The sequence below is a fragment of the Pseudomonas oplopanacis genome (genome assembly GCF_057128725.1).
Map to the genome: position 1 here is coordinate 209,347 of NZ_JBSKHV010000002.1, position 13,881 is coordinate 223,227.

At 58.6% G+C, this 13,881-nt stretch carries 14 protein-coding genes; 11 read left to right on the forward strand and 3 right to left on the reverse strand.

Features of this window, described 5'->3' with window-relative positions:
- The first annotated feature begins 67 nt into the window (after positions 1 to 67).
- Both ftsB and ispD read left to right on the forward strand, forming a co-directional pair.
- Positions 68 to 346, forward strand: a complete 279-nt coding sequence (gene ftsB, locus ACWKV5_RS05230) for a cell division protein FtsB (protein ID WP_027924988.1) — start codon at positions 68 to 70, stop codon at positions 344 to 346.
- Positions 343 to 1,050, forward strand: a complete 708-nt coding sequence (ispD, locus tag ACWKV5_RS05235) for a 2-C-methyl-D-erythritol 4-phosphate cytidylyltransferase (protein ID WP_483840458.1) — start codon at positions 343 to 345, stop codon at positions 1,048 to 1,050. Before ftsB ends, ispD begins: the two co-directional genes overlap by 4 nt.
- Before the next feature lie 157 nt (positions 1,051 to 1,207).
- Here ispD and ACWKV5_RS05240 read toward each other — a convergent pair whose 3' ends face one another.
- Positions 1,208 to 2,104 (reverse strand): LysR substrate-binding domain-containing protein, encoded by an 897-nt coding sequence (locus ACWKV5_RS05240; protein WP_483840459.1) that lies wholly within the window; start codon positions 2,102 to 2,104, stop codon positions 1,208 to 1,210.
- Positions 2,105 to 2,211: 107 nt separating this feature from the next.
- Between ACWKV5_RS05240 and ACWKV5_RS05245 the strand changes: the two genes are divergently transcribed.
- The 8 genes from ACWKV5_RS05245 (at position 2,212) to rpoS (ending at position 9,357) form a co-directional block, all read left to right on the forward strand.
- A complete protein-coding gene (locus tag ACWKV5_RS05245; protein WP_027924991.1) occupies positions 2,212 to 3,324 on the forward strand; it encodes an S-(hydroxymethyl)glutathione dehydrogenase/class III alcohol dehydrogenase in 1,113 nt (370 codons plus the stop codon).
- 8 nt (positions 3,325 to 3,332) lie between these two features.
- On the forward strand, positions 3,333 to 4,178 hold the full coding sequence (fghA, locus tag ACWKV5_RS05250) for an S-formylglutathione hydrolase (RefSeq protein WP_483840460.1): 846 nt from the start codon (positions 3,333 to 3,335) through the stop codon (positions 4,176 to 4,178).
- Between the two features lie 53 nt (positions 4,179 to 4,231).
- Complete coding sequence (gene ispF, locus ACWKV5_RS05255) at positions 4,232 to 4,705, forward strand: 2-C-methyl-D-erythritol 2,4-cyclodiphosphate synthase (RefSeq protein ID WP_008154023.1); 474 nt, start codon at positions 4,232 to 4,234, stop codon at positions 4,703 to 4,705.
- Positions 4,702 to 5,760 (forward strand): tRNA pseudouridine(13) synthase TruD, encoded by a 1,059-nt coding sequence (gene truD / locus ACWKV5_RS05260; protein ID WP_483840461.1) that lies wholly within the window; start codon positions 4,702 to 4,704, stop codon positions 5,758 to 5,760. Before ispF ends, truD begins: the two co-directional genes overlap by 4 nt.
- The gene (gene surE, locus ACWKV5_RS05265) at positions 5,748 to 6,497 is read left to right on the forward strand and encodes a 5'/3'-nucleotidase SurE (protein WP_483840462.1); all 750 of its coding nucleotides are present in this window, start codon (positions 5,748 to 5,750) and stop codon (positions 6,495 to 6,497) included. The genes truD and surE overlap by 13 nt, the downstream gene beginning before the upstream one ends.
- Before the next feature lie 41 nt (positions 6,498 to 6,538).
- Positions 6,539 to 7,174, forward strand: coding sequence for a protein-L-isoaspartate(D-aspartate) O-methyltransferase (locus tag ACWKV5_RS05270; RefSeq protein ID WP_172825954.1), 636 nt, complete (start codon positions 6,539 to 6,541; stop codon positions 7,172 to 7,174).
- A gap of 211 nt (positions 7,175 to 7,385) precedes the next feature.
- Positions 7,386 to 8,243, forward strand: a complete 858-nt coding sequence (locus tag ACWKV5_RS05275) for a peptidoglycan DD-metalloendopeptidase family protein (protein ID WP_483840463.1) — start codon at positions 7,386 to 7,388, stop codon at positions 8,241 to 8,243.
- Positions 8,244 to 8,349: 106 nt separating this feature from the next.
- Positions 8,350 to 9,357: an RNA polymerase sigma factor RpoS gene (gene rpoS, locus ACWKV5_RS05280; protein WP_310263327.1), complete on the forward strand. Its 1,008-nt coding sequence runs from the start codon at positions 8,350 to 8,352 to the stop codon at positions 9,355 to 9,357.
- Positions 9,358 to 9,830: 473 nt separating this feature from the next.
- On the opposite strand, the gene fdxA is transcribed toward rpoS, so the two are convergent.
- Together fdxA and mutS are read right to left on the reverse strand one after the other, a co-directional pair.
- Positions 9,831 to 10,169: a ferredoxin FdxA gene (gene fdxA, locus ACWKV5_RS05285; RefSeq protein WP_483840464.1), complete on the reverse strand. Its 339-nt coding sequence runs from the start codon at positions 10,167 to 10,169 to the stop codon at positions 9,831 to 9,833.
- Positions 10,170 to 10,311: 142 nt separating this feature from the next.
- Positions 10,312 to 12,879 (reverse strand): DNA mismatch repair protein MutS, encoded by a 2,568-nt coding sequence (gene mutS / locus ACWKV5_RS05290; protein ID WP_483840841.1) that lies wholly within the window; start codon positions 12,877 to 12,879, stop codon positions 10,312 to 10,314.
- A gap of 213 nt (positions 12,880 to 13,092) precedes the next feature.
- Between mutS and ACWKV5_RS05295 the strand changes: the two genes are divergently transcribed.
- On the forward strand, positions 13,093 to 13,827 hold the full coding sequence (locus ACWKV5_RS05295; RefSeq protein ID WP_123434606.1) for a LexA family transcriptional regulator: 735 nt from the start codon (positions 13,093 to 13,095) through the stop codon (positions 13,825 to 13,827).
- The last annotated feature ends 54 nt before the right edge of the window (positions 13,828 to 13,881 follow it).

The following is a 13,881-nucleotide window of genomic DNA, read 5'->3' on the forward strand; positions in this document are numbered from 1 at the left end:
CTTCGTGCTATCAGAAGCTTCAATGTTTTTGCATGGCTGTCTTTTTTCACTGGAAACCTGATATTCGATGCGCAGTCCCAATTGGTTGTTCCTCGTCTTGCTCTTGTTGCTGGCTGGCCTGCAATACCGCCTGTGGGTGGGTAATGGCAGTCTGGCGCAAGTGGCAGAGCTGACTCAGCAGATCAAGGATCAACAGGCTGAGAACGAAGGGTTGCTGGAGCGCAATCGGGTCATGGACGCCGAAGTCGGCGAGTTGAAAAAAGGCATGGAGACCGTCGAAGAGCGGGCTCGCCATGAGTTGGGCATGGTCAAGGACGGTGAAACCCTTTACCAGTTGGCTCGATGAATTCCCCGTTACCGGCCTTCTGGGCCGTGATTCCTGCCGCGGGCGTCGGTGCCCGTATGGCCGCAGACCGTCCCAAGCAATACTTGCAACTGGGCGGGCGCACTATTCTCGAACACAGCCTTGGCTGTTTCCTTGATCACCCGACCCTGAAAGGGTTAGTGGTCAGTCTTGCTGTTGACGATCCTTATTGGCCAAACCTGGCCTGTGCTGGCGACTCGCGAATTCAGCGGGTTGACGGCGGCGCCGAGCGTTCCGGGTCGGTGCTGAATGCGTTGCTGCATTTGCATGCGTTGGGCGCTGATGATGAAGACTGGGTGTTGGTCCACGATGCTGCGCGCCCGAATCTGAGTCGTGATGATCTGGACAAGTTGCTGAGTGAATTGGCAGATGATCCGGTCGGCGGGTTGCTGGCGGTTCCGGCGCGCGACACCCTCAAGCGGGTCGACAAGCATGGGCGTGTGGTTGAAACCGTGGATCGCAGCGTGATTTGGCAGGCTTATACGCCGCAGATGTTTCGCCTTGGCGCCTTGCATCGGGCGCTGGCTGACAGTCTGGTGGCTGATGCGGTTATCACTGACGAAGCGTCGGCGATGGAGTGGTCCGGTTTGGCGCCGCGCCTGATTGAAGGTCGATCCGATAATCTCAAGGTTACGCGTCCCGAAGACCTCGAATGGCTTCGTCAGCGCTGGGCTAATCGCCGCTGACTGCTGTGGTGTCTGGCAGATTGCTTTCGCGAGCAGGCTCGCTCCCACATTGTTTTGCGCTGCCCACTTTTTCAGTGTTCGCCATCGATCCACTGTGGGAGCGAGCCTGCTCGCGAAAGCGGTGGCTCAGTCAACACATCCGGTACTGAAAAATGCATCAGCTCCTGTACTCTGGCCTTTGCGCCAACCCTTCCTTCAAATAATCCACCAATTTTCGCACCTTCGGCGACAGATGCCGCTGCTGTGGATAAAGCGCCCAAACGGCCGTATTAGGCGGTTGATGCGCATCCAGCAACGAAATCAATTCGCCACTCTTCAAATGCTCCAGCACGTAATAGTCCGGCAGCTGACACAACCCCACGCCCTGTAGTGCCGCATCCAGCACCGCTTGCCCACTGTTGCAGCGCCAGTTTCCCTGGACCCGCTGCGAAAATTCCCGCCCGTTCTGTTCCAGTTGCCACATGTCCGAGCTGCCAATGAGGCAGTTGTGGCGGCTCAATTCCGACAAGCTGTGCGGCCGGCCATAGCGTTCCAGATAGGAGGGTGATGCACACAGGTACATGCGTCGGGGTGCCAGACGCGTAGCAACCAATCGCGAATCCTGTAGGCGTCCAAGGCGAATCGCCAAATCCAGGCCCTCGTGCACCAGATCGAGCGGGCGGTTGCTCAGTTCGATGTCGACACGCAGTTGTGGGTAAAGCCCCATAAAGCGCGTCACCAGCGGCACGATGAATCGCTCGCCGTACGCCACGGCGCAGGTCATGCGCAGCATGCCTTTGGGTTCGCTGGTCAAGTCGCCCACTGCACGCAAGGCTTCTTCGCGACCGTCTTGCAGGCGCTGGCAATGTTGCAGGAAGGTTTGCCCGGCTTCGGTCAGCGTGACCCGGCGGGTGCTGCGGTACAGCAAACGAGTTTGCAGGCGTTCTTCAAGGCGTACGATTTGTCGACTGATATGGGAGGAAGACACCCCAAGACGTTCCGCTGCGGCCGTAAATTGACTGCATTCAGCCACGGCGACGAATTCGTCTATCCCTTCCCAGCGGCTTTCGGCCATCGTTGATTATCCCTGTGTAGCAATAATGTTTTGCTTTTGTCCGGATTATTCACCGTAAGGCGGTGTATTACACTCCTTGTCTCGTTTTTATTCACTGGAGAATCCACATGATCAAGTCGCGCGCTGCCGTTGCCTTCGAGGCCAAGAAACCCCTCGAGATCGTCGAAGTCGATGTCGCCATGCCCAAGGCCGGCGAAGTCCTGTTGCGTGTGGTTGCCTCCGGTGTCTGCCATACCGATGCCTACACACTGTCCGGCGCTGATCCGGAAGGTATATTCCCGTCGATCCTCGGTCACGAAGGTGGCGCGGTGGTTGAAGCGATCGGCGAGGGCGTGACCTCGGTTGCAGTCGGCGATCACGTGATTCCGCTGTACACCCCGGAATGCCGCCAGTGCAAATTCTGCCTGTCGGGCAAAACCAACCTGTGTCAGGCGATTCGTGCGACCCAGGGCAAAGGCCTGATGCCGGATGGCACTTCGCGCTTTTCCTACAAGGGCCAGCCGATTTTCCACTACATGGGCACTTCGACGTTTTCTGAATACACCGTGTTGCCGGAAATCTCCGTCGCGAAAATTGCTAAAGAAGCGCCACTGGAAAAAGTCTGCCTGCTGGGCTGCGGTGTCACCACCGGCATCGGCGCGGTGTTGAATACGGCCAAGGTGAAACCGGGTGATACCGTGGCCATTTTCGGCCTCGGCGGCATTGGTCTGTCAGCGGTGATTGGCGCGGTAAAAGCCAAGGCTGCGCGCATCATTGCGATCGACATCAACCCGGCCAAATTCGAGATCGCCAAGCAACTGGGTGCAACCGACTGTGTGAACCCGAAAGACTTCGACCGTCCGATCCAGGAAGTGATCGTCGATATGACCGATGGCGGCGTCGACTTTTCCTTCGAATGCATCGGCAATGTGCAATTGATGCGCGCCGCCCTTGAGTGCTGCCACAAAGGCTGGGGCGAGTCGGTGATCATCGGTGTCGCCGGTGCCGGCCAGGAAATCTCCACCCGTCCATTCCAGCTGGTTACCGGTCGCGTCTGGCGCGGTTCCGCGTTCGGCGGTGTGCGTGGCCGTACCGAGTTGCCAAGCTACGTCGAAATGGCCGAGACCGGCGAAATCCCGCTGGACACGTTCATCACCCACACCATGGGCCTGGAAGATATCAACAAGGCGTTCGACCTGATGCATGAAGGCAAGAGCATCCGTTCCGTCATCCACTTCTGAGGTCGGTCATGAGCCTGGAAAATATTTCCTGCCAGAAAAGCTTCGGCGGCTGGCACAAACGCTACCGGCACCGTTCCGACGTGCTCGGCTGCGACATGGTGTTTGCCGTGTACCTGCCGCCGCAAGCGGAGCAGGGCGGCAAGCTGCCGGTGCTGTACTGGTTGTCCGGCCTGACCTGCACCGACGAAAACTTCATGCACAAGGCCGGCGCCCTGCGCATGGCTGCCGAGCTGGGGTTGATCATCGTCGCTCCGGACACCAGCCCGCGCGGCCCTGATGTGCCGGGTGATCCGGACGGTGCCTGGGACTTCGGTCTGGGTGCCGGGTTTTATCTGAATGCCACGCAGGAACCCTGGTCGCGGCACTATCGGATGCATGACTATGTCGTGCAGGAATTGCCGGCACTGGTCGAAGCTCATTTTCCGGCATCGGACAAACGTGGAATCAGCGGTCACTCCATGGGCGGTCACGGCGCACTGGTCTGTGCCTTGCGCAATCCAGGTCGTTATCAATCGGTGTCGGCGTTCTCGCCGATCAACAATCCGATGGACTGCCCGTGGGGTCAGAAGGCCTTCTCTCGTTACCTGGGTGAAGACCGTTCGAAGTGGCGCGAATGGGATGCTTGCGCGCTGATCGCCGAGGCTGACGAGAAGCTGCCGCTGCTGGTCGACCAAGGTGATCGCGACGATTTTCTCGCCACCCAGCTCAAGCCTGAAGCCTTGCAACAAGCGGCCAAACTGGCCGGTCATCCGCTGACGTTGCGCCTGCAACCGGGCTACGACCACAGCTATTTCTTCATCGCCAGTTTCATCGACGACCACTTGCAACATCATGGGCGCGCTCTAAGCGCCTAATGTTCGACAAAGCAGGTAGAATCACGCCCTGACAAAAATCGGGGCGTTTTTTTATGCGTATTGGCCACGGCTATGATGTGCACCGTTTCGCTGAAGGCGATTTCATTACTCTGGGCGGCGTGCGCATTGCACACGGCTTCGGGCTGCTCGCTCACTCCGACGGTGACGTCCTGCTGCACGCCTTGAGCGATGCCTTGCTCGGTGCCGCTGCGCTGGGTGATATCGGCAAACATTTCCCGGACACCGACCCGACCTACAAGGGCGCCGACAGCCGTGTGCTGTTGCGTCACGTCGTCGCACTGATCCACGCCAAGGGCTGGAAAGTCGGCAACGTCGATAACACCATCGTTGCCCAGGCGCCGAAAATGGCCCCGCATATCGAATCGATGCGCGCGCTGATTGCCGCGGATCTTCAAGTTGAGTTGGATCAAGTGAACGTGAAAGCTACCACCACCGAAAAGCTCGGCTTTGTCGGTCGCGAAGAAGGCATTGCCGTGCATTCCGTTGCCTTGTTGTTGCGCGCATGAACGAACTGCAATTTCTCGGCCCACGGGCCTATGGCGAAGCCCTCGGCACCGCAGTATTGAAAGCCACGGCGGAAGATTTTCAGGTCGATGAAGTGCTCAACATCCCCCTCAGCGGTGATGGCGAACATTTGTGGATCTGGGTGGAAAAGCGCGGGCTGAATACCGAGGAAGCGGCACGGCGGATCGCCAAGGCAGCGGGCGTGCCATTGCGCACCGTCAGTTACGCGGGCCTCAAGGATCGTCAGGCGCTGACTCGCCAGTGGTTCAGCGTGCAGCTGCCGGGCAAGGCCGATCCTGATCTGTCGGCGGCGGAAAACGATACGCTGAAAATCCTCAAGACCGGTCGCCACAAACGCAAGCTGCAGCGTGGCGCTCACTCGGCCAATGGCTTCACTTTGCGCCTGACGCAATTCGCCGGCGACACAGCCGCGATTGAAGAGCGATTGCAGCTGATTGCCAAGCAAGGTATTCCCAATTATTTCGGCGCCCAGCGTTTCGGCTTCGACGGCGGCAACGTGGTCGATGCCCGTGCCTGGGCGGCACGCAAGGCGTTGCCGGAACAGCGCAACGTGCGTTCGCGCCTGCTCTCGACGGCGCGCAGTTTTCTGTTCAATCAGGTGTTGGCGGCGCGTGTTGCCGACGGTACCTGGCAGCAAGCCCAGGTCGGCGATCTGCTGGCCTTCACTGACAGCCGCAGCTTCTTTCCGGCCGGTGAAGCGGAGTGCAGCGACCCGCGACTGGCGATTCTCGACCTGCACCCGACCGGCCCGCAGTGGGGCGAAGGTGACTCGCCGGCGACCGGCGTTGTCCATGTACTGGAGCAGGACATCGCCGCTCGCGAAGCGGACTTGCGAGATTGGTTGATTAACGCCGGTATGAGCCACGAACGTCGCATCCTGCGGCTGCCCATTGGCGGGTTGACGTGGCATTATCCCGAGCCTGACATTCTGCAACTGGAATTCGTCCTCCCGGCCGGATGCTTTGCCACCGTATTGGTGCGCGAGCTTGTTGATCTGGTGCCGGTGGGGCAGACGGACAGCCCATGCGTATTCTGATTTCTAACGACGATGGGGTAACCGCACCCGGTCTCGCCGCGCTTTATGCTGCGCTGGCGGATTACACCGAATGCGTGGTTATCGCCCCGGACCAGGACAAAAGCGGCGCCAGCAGCTCGCTGACGCTCGACCGTCCGTTGCACCCGCAAACCCTGGCCAACGGCTTTATCAGCCTGAACGGCACACCCACCGATTGCGTGCACCTGGGCCTCAATGGCTTGCTGGAGCGCCAACCGGACATGGTCGTCTCGGGGATCAACCTGGGCGCCAACCTGGGCGATGACGTGTTGTACTCCGGCACCGTGGCAGCAGCCCTTGAAGGGCGTTTCCTCGAGCGTCCGTCGTTTGCCTTTTCGTTGGTCTCACGACAAGTAGAGAACCTTCCCACAGCCGTCTACTTTGCACGCAAGCTGGTCGAAGCCCATGGCGATCTCGACCTGCCACCGCGCACGGTGCTGAATGTGAATATTCCCAATTTGCCACTGGACCATATCCGCGGCATCCAGCTGACCCGCCTCGGGCATCGCGCCCGTGCGGCGGCGCCGATGAAAGTGGTCGATCCGCGCGGCAAATCCGGTTACTGGATCGCTGCTGCCGGGGATGCTGAAGATGGCGGTCCGGGTACCGACTTCCATGCGGTGATGCAGGGCTATGTTTCGATCACTCCGCTGCAACTGGATCGCACCTTCAACGATGCCTTCAGAAGTCTCGATGGCTGGCTGGAGGGACTGCGCTAATGTCTCGTGAACAAGACGATATGCTGCGCCGCGGCATCGGCATGACTTCTCAGCGAACCCGCGAGCGCCTTATTCAGCGTCTGTATGAAGAAGGCGTTTCCAACGCCAAGGTGTTGGAGGTCATTCGCCGTACACCGCGTCACCTGTTCGTCGACGAAGCGCTGGCCCATCGCGCTTACGAAGACACGGCGCTGCCGATCGGACACAACCAGACCATCTCCCAGCCTTACATGGTGGCGCGCATGAGCGAGCTGCTGCTGGAAGCAGGTCCGTTGGACAAGGTGATGGAAATCGGCACCGGCTCGGGCTACCAGACGGCCGTGCTGTCGCAACTGGTCGAGCGGGTATTTTCCGTGGAGCGCATCAAGGTTTTGCAGGATCGGGCAAAGGAGCGCCTGGTGGAGCTGAACCTGCGCAACGTGGTGTTTCGTTGGGGCGATGGTTGGGAAGGCTGGCCGGCACTGGCGCCTTACAACGGCATTATCGTCACCGCAGTGGCCACCGATGTGCCGCAGGCCTTGCTCGATCAGTTGGCACCGGGTGGTCGCCTGGTCATCCCTGTCGGCTCCGGTGAAGTGCAGCAATTGATGCTGATCATCCGCGAAGAAAACGGCTTTTCCCGACGTGTTCTGGGGGCGGTGCGATTCGTGCCATTGCTCAACGGGCCACTGGCCTGAGCATTTGTTTTGGCGCGCTGAATTCTCTTCGATTGGCCGTGTCTTACAGCGGCATCGATTGGTTAAACGGTATTTATCGTCAGTCAGCAAACGTGTGCGCGGAGCGAATTCGCTTCATTAAAGGTAAAGCTGGTTCGGCCCGTTATACTTGCGACATCTCGAGCCGTAACACGGCAATCCACAATTTCAGCCACCACAAAGGGAGCGGCGGGTGAGTCTCACAGTCATTGCGCAGCGTATGAGTACAACGAGCTTTCAGCGCCTGGTGACTGGCCTTGTCTTGAGCACCTTGCTGGTCGGTTGCTCCAGCACCAAATCGAGTAACGTCGGCGTCGTCGATCGCAACAACGCGGCCCCTCAACGTCCGGCAACGACGACGGGCCAGTATGTCGTTCGACCAAAAGACACCCTGTTCTCGATCGCTTTTCGCTACGGTTGGGACTACAAAGCCCTCGCAGCACGGAACAACATTCCTACGCCCTATACGATCCATCCGGGTCAGATAATTCGCTTCGATGGTCGCACCGGATCAACGCCGACAGCGGTCGGTAGTACTACCGATTCAACGCCTTCGTCGTCGTTGAAAACCACGGTAATCCGGCGCCAGCCGAATGGCGCAACCACCAGCACTACGGTGGTTGCACCGTCCGTCGCCAACAAACCTGCACCCGCTCCATTGCCTCCTGCCGGCCCGGCCCCGACCGGCTGGGGGTGGCCATCTAATGGCATTCTGATTGGAAAATTCTCCTCAAACGGTAGTTTGAATAAAGGAATTGATATCGCCGGAGATTTGGGACAGCCTGTTTTAGCTGCGTCTGATGGGACGGTGGTATACGCCGGGAGTGGCTTAAGGGGCTACGGCGAATTAGTCATCATCAAACACAGCGAAACCTACGTCAGTGCCTACGGACATAACCGCAGGCTGTTGGTTCGGGAGGGGCAGCAGGTCAAAGTCGGACAGACAATTGCCGAAATGGGGTCAACGGGTACAGACCGGGTGAAACTGCATTTTGAGATTCGCCGCCAAGGTAAACCTGTAGATCCGCTGCAATTCCTGCCACGTCGTTGATTTGTTAGCCAGCCTGTTCCGTCACGTAGAGGGAACAGGCTCCAGCGTTGCCAAGGATAAAGGCGCCGCTTGAGCTTGAGGTCGAACTCACCAAAGGACTATAACAATGGCTCTCAGTAAAGAAGTGCCGGAGTTTGACATCGACGATGAGGTTCTCCTGATGGAGACCGGCATCGCCACGGATTCGATGTCGAATGATGAAGGGGTAGCTCCACCTTCCGTTCGTGCTAAATCCAAACACTCCGCTTCGTTAAAACAGCACAAATACATTGATTACACGCGGGCACTTGATGCCACGCAGCTGTACCTCAATGAAATCGGCTTTTCCCCATTGCTCTCCCCGGAAGAAGAAGTTCATTTTGCGCGCTTGTCGCAAAGTGGCGATCCGGCCGGGCGCAAGCGCATGATTGAAAGCAACCTGCGGCTGGTGGTTAAAATCGCCCGGCGTTACGTCAATCGTGGGCTGTCGCTGCTGGACCTGATCGAAGAGGGCAACCTCGGCTTGATCCGGGCAGTGGAGAAGTTCGACCCCGAACGCGGCTTCCGCTTTTCGACCTACGCAACCTGGTGGATTCGTCAGACCATCGAGCGCGCGATCATGAATCAGACCCGGACCATCCGGTTGCCGATCCATGTGGTCAAGGAGCTGAACGTGTACCTGCGGGCCGCACGGGAGCTGACGCAAAAACTCGATCACGAACCCTCACCCGAAGAAATCGCCAACCTGCTGGAAAAACCAGTGGGCGAGGTCAAGCGCATGCTCGGCTTGAACGAGCGGGTTTCTTCGGTCGACGTCTCGCTGGGTCCGGATTCGGATAAAACCCTGCTGGACACCCTGACTGATGACCGTCCAACCGACCCTTGTGAGCTGCTGCAGGACGACGACTTGTCCCAAAGCATCGATCAGTGGCTGTCGGAGCTGACCGACAAGCAACGCGAAGTGGTAGTACGTCGCTTCGGCTTGCGCGGTCACGAGAGCAGCACGCTTGAAGACGTAGGCCTGGAGATCGGCCTGACCCGGGAACGGGTCAGACAGATTCAGGTGGAAGGCCTGAAGCGTCTTCGGGAGATTCTCGAGAAAAACGGCCTGTCGAGCGAGTCGCTGTTTCAATAAGCGATCGGTTTGACCGGTAGTAAAAGACCCCGACTGACTCGGGGTTTTTTATTGCCTGCAAGGTGGGCGGAGATTGCCGCGGGTTTGTAGTCTTGCGCTGTAAGTCTTTGCTTACTCTGTCGTAAGTGTTCGTTATTTTTACAAGGCAGTCGTCGTCCATTTTCCTTCTCGATTATTTTTATCTGTATGATTTATATAGATATTTTGTTTTGTTAATAGCATATGACAAACGTTTTTGACGATCCCGGTCAATTGCACCTGGCAGGGAACCCTCTAGTATCTGAACTGTGTCGACGGACAGACACGCCCTTCAAGGAAGAGGGGAACGGACATCGCAGGAAGCGATTCATCAGGACGATGAAAAGGACTACAGGGAATAGGGAAAAAATGTGGGCGGGTCAAACCGCCCCTTTTTTTTTGCCTGTAGAAAAGCAAAAAGGCCCGCTAGGGGCCTTTTCGGGAACGCGCGGAAATCAGCGTTCGAGGTCTTTGAGCTTGGGGCCTACAGACTTGTTGATGACACGATCAAACGCTTCAGCGTCAGGCATCGAGTCTTTCTTCTCGGTGATGTTCGGCCAGATTTCGGCCAGATCAACGTTCAGCTGAATGAATTCCTGCATTTCTGCCGGAACTTCATCTTCGGAGAAGATGGCCACAGCAGGGCATTCTGGTTCGCACAGTGCGCAGTCGATGCACTCATCCGGGTGAATCACCAGGAAGTTCGGGCCTTCGTAAAAGCAGTCCACCGGACACACTTCTACGCAGTCGGTGTACTTGCACTTGATGCAGTTGTCGGTGACGACGAAGGTCATTTCTAATTTTCTCCTCAGGCGGCGGCAGCGGAGCCCCTTCACGTTGGGGTCGCCAGGTTCGGGAGCGATAGTCTGCTGGCCAGGCTATTAGCCAGCAGCATCCCAAACCGCGCGAGATTCTAACAGCTTGCAGGCAAGTGCGTTAGATCCGGTTCTTTAGTGTATAGAGCATTTCGAGCGCACGGCGCGGCGTCATGTCATCCAGATTGAGCTTGGTCAATTCATCCAGCACCGGATGCGGCAGGCTGGCGAACATGTCGCTTTGCTGTGGCGCGGCCGGTTTGCCCTTGGCAGGCGCAGGAATTTCATGGGGCAGGGCGGTGGCTTCCAGGCGACCCAAGTGCTCGCGAGCACGCACAATCACTTCGCTCGGCACACCGGCCAGTTGCGCCACGGCCAAGCCGTAACTCTGGCTGGCAGGCCCAGGCAGCACGTGGTGGAGGAACACGATGCGTTCGTTGTGCTCGGTGGCATTGAGGTGAACGTTGGACACCAGCGGTTGCGCCTCCGGTAGCACCGTCAGCTCAAAGTAGTGGGTGGCGAACAGCGTATAAGCGCGCAGATACGCCAGTCGCTCAGCCGCCGCCCAGGCCAGGGACAGGCCGTCGAAGGTGCTGGTGCCGCGACCGACTTCGTCCATCAGCACCAGGCTGCGTTCGGTGGCGTTGTGCAGGATGTTCGCGGTTTCGCTCATTTCAACCATGAAGGTCGAACGGCCACCCGCCAGGTCATCGCTGGAACCGATCCGGGTGAAAATCCGGTCCACCAGGGACAGTTCGCAACTGGCTGCCGGCACGAAGCTGCCGATGTGCGCAAGCAACACGATCAACGCCGTCTGACGCATGTAGGTGGATTTACCGCCCATGTTCGGACCGGTGATCACCAGCATGCGCGTGTTGTCGTCCAGGCTCAGGTCGTTGGCCACGAATGGCGTGCTCAGCACTTGCTCGACCACCGGGTGACGACCCTGGGTGATGCGCATGCAGGGCTCGTCGACGAAACGCGGGCAGTTCAGGTCGAGGTTCAGCGCGCGTTCGGCGAGGTTGCTCAGTACGTCCAGTTCGGCCAGCGCAGCGGCGGTGTCCTGCAACGGTGGCAGTTGGGCGATCAGGTCTTCGAGCAGCGCTTCGTAAAGCATCTTCTCGCGGGCCAGGGCACGGCTCTTGGCCGACAGTGCCTTGTCCTCGAACGCCTTGAGTTCCGGGGTAATGAAACGCTCGGCACCTTTCAACGTCTGGCGACGGATGTAGTCGGCAGGTGCCGACTCGGCCTGTTTGCTTGGCAACTCAATGAAGTAGCCGTGAATGCGGTTGTAACCGACCTTCAAGTGCGACAGTCCGGTGCGGGCTTTCTCCCGCGCTTCCAGATCAATCAGGAACTGCCCGGCGTTTTCGCTGAGCGATTGCAGGTCGTCGAGTTCGCTGTCGTAACCGGACTTCAACACGCCGCCGTCACGGATCACCGCAGGCGGGTTGTCGATGATGGCTTTTTCCAGCAGTGCCGCCAGTTCCGGGTAAGTGCTGGTGGTCTTGGCCAGTTGAATAAGGTGCGGCGCTTCCAGCTCGGTCATCGCCACTTGCAACTCAGGCAGCGCGCCCAGCGCATCGCGCAGACGAGCGAGATCGCGAGGGCGGGCGTTGCGCAGGCCGATTCGCGCCAGAATTCGCTCGATGTCGCCAATTTCCTTGAGCTGCGGTTGCAGCTTTTCAAAGCGGTAGCCGTCGAGCAGGCAGGTGATCGATGTCTGGCGCGCCATCAACACGGTCAAATCCCGCAACGGACGGTTCAACCAACGGGTCAGCAAGCGGCTGCCCATGGCGGTCTGGCAGCGATCAACTACTGATTGCAGGGTGTTGTCGCGACCACCGGCCAGGTTGGTGTCCAGTTCCAGGTTGCGACGGCTCGCGCCGTCCAGCACCACGGTGTCATCCAGACGCTCATGACGCAGGCTGCGCAAATGCGGCAGGGCGGTGCGCTGGGTTTCCTTGGCATAGCTGAGCAGGCAACCGGCAGCGCCGATGGCCAGGGTCAGGTTCTCGCAGCCAAAGCCTTTAAGGTCCTGGGTCGAAAACTGCTGGCACAGACTTTTCAGCGCCGAGTCGCGCTCGAAATCCCACGGCGCGCGACGACGAACGCCACGACGTTTTTCCGCCGGCAGGTCTTTTGGCCAATCGTCCGGGATCATCAACTCGACCGGATTGACCCGCTCCAGCTCCGCCAGCAGGTTTTCCCAACCCTTGATTTCCAGCACCGTGAAATTGCCGCTGGTGATGTCCAGCACGGCCAGGCCGAACAGGCGTTCGTCACCCAGTACCGCAGCGATCAGGTTGTCCCGACGCTCATCCAGCAGCGCTTCATCACTGACCGTGCCCGGCGTGATGATCCGCACCACCTGACGATCCACCGGCCCTTTGCTGGTCGCCGGATCACCGACCTGCTCACAAATCACCACCGATTCGCCGAGCTTGACCAGTTTCGCCAGGTAACCTTCCGCGGCGTGGTAAGGAATCCCACACATCGGAATCGCTTGCCCTGCCGACTGCCCACGGGCGGTCAGGGTGATGTCCAGCAATTTGGCTGCCTTCTTCGCGTCTTCGTAGAAGATCTCGTAGAAGTCACCCATGCGGTAGAACATCAACTGGTCAGGGTGCTGGTTCTTCAGGCGCCAGTACTGCTGCATCATTGGCGTGTGGGAAGGCAGATCGGAGATGGCTTTATTCATTGGAAATTCAGGAAAACTCGTTGAAAGGTGTAGGGCAAAAGGAGGGGCATTGGCCCGGCTTTTCCGCGATGGGCGCAAGATTACCATGGGCAGTCTGCCCGACGCAGGCATGAAAGCCCCACGGCACCTTTCCGGCGGATATGCACGAACTATGCAAAACAGCATTTGTCTTCGACGAAAAGAACAAGCACTATGCGCGTTATGCAAAAACGCAACGTTTCTACCGTCCTTAGAGCACTGCTCGATCAGCACGGGATCTCCCCCACGGAGCTTCACCGACGCACCGGCGTGCCTCAATCCACACTCTCGCGGATCCTTAGCGGGAAGATCGTCGATCCTTCGGATAAACACATCTCGAAGATCGCCGAGTACTTCGCCGTGAGTACTGATCAGTTGCGTGGCCGCGCCGATGTCGCGCCTGCCGCCCATGCCGCGCGCGATGAAGTGCATTCCGAACTCAAGGACATAAGTCTGTGGGACGACGATACGCCCGTCGATGACGACGAGGTGTCGGTGCCCTTTCTTCGCGAGGTTGAATTGGCTGCTGGATCAGGAAGATTCGTCATCGAAGAGAGCGAGCGCTCTAGCCTGCGCTTCGGCAAACGCAGCCTGCGTCACAACGGCGTGCAATTCGACCAGGCCAAATGCGTGACGGTGCGCGGCAACAGCATGTTGCCGGTGCTGCGCGATGGCGCCACCGTTGGCGTGAACGCCGGCAAGTGCGGGATTGGCGACATCGTTGATGGCGACCTTTATGCAATCAACCATAACGGTCAGTTGCGGGTAAAGCAGCTCTATCGCCTGCCAACCGGCATTCGCTTGCGCAGCTTCAATCGGGATGAGCACCCGGACGAGGACTACACCTTCCAGGAAATCCAGGAAGAGCAGATCGTCATCCTCGGCCACGTCTTCTGGTGGGGCATGTACGCCCGTTAACCCGCCGCCGTCAGATAAAACCCGCCATCGAGCGGGTTTTTTTTCGCCTGTCAA

Excerpts from the sequence above, each read along its gene's own strand:
- fghA (WP_483840460.1), top strand. The coding sequence starts at position 3,333 with ATGAGCCTGGAAAATATTTCCTGCCAGAAAAGCTTCGGCGGCTGGCAC.
- ACWKV5_RS05270 (WP_172825954.1), top strand. The coding sequence starts at position 6,539 with ATGACTTCTCAGCGAACCCGCGAGCGCCTTATTCAGCGTCTGTATGAA.
- ACWKV5_RS05295 (WP_123434606.1), top strand. The coding sequence starts at position 13,093 with ATGCAAAAACGCAACGTTTCTACCGTCCTTAGAGCACTGCTCGATCAG.
- ftsB (WP_027924988.1), top strand. The coding sequence starts at position 68 with ATGCGCAGTCCCAATTGGTTGTTCCTCGTCTTGCTCTTGTTGCTGGCT.
- fdxA (WP_483840464.1), bottom strand. The coding sequence starts at position 10,169 with ATGACCTTCGTCGTCACCGACAACTGCATCAAGTGCAAGTACACCGAC.
- truD (WP_483840461.1), top strand. The coding sequence starts at position 4,702 with ATGAACGAACTGCAATTTCTCGGCCCACGGGCCTATGGCGAAGCCCTC.
- ispD (WP_483840458.1), top strand. The coding sequence starts at position 343 with ATGAATTCCCCGTTACCGGCCTTCTGGGCCGTGATTCCTGCCGCGGGC.
- ispF (WP_008154023.1), top strand. The coding sequence starts at position 4,232 with ATGCGTATTGGCCACGGCTATGATGTGCACCGTTTCGCTGAAGGCGAT.
- ACWKV5_RS05240 (WP_483840459.1), bottom strand. The coding sequence starts at position 2,104 with ATGGCCGAAAGCCGCTGGGAAGGGATAGACGAATTCGTCGCCGTGGCT.
- ACWKV5_RS05245 (WP_027924991.1), top strand. The coding sequence starts at position 2,212 with ATGATCAAGTCGCGCGCTGCCGTTGCCTTCGAGGCCAAGAAACCCCTC.
- surE (WP_483840462.1), top strand. The coding sequence starts at position 5,748 with ATGCGTATTCTGATTTCTAACGACGATGGGGTAACCGCACCCGGTCTC.
- rpoS (WP_310263327.1), top strand. The coding sequence starts at position 8,350 with ATGGCTCTCAGTAAAGAAGTGCCGGAGTTTGACATCGACGATGAGGTT.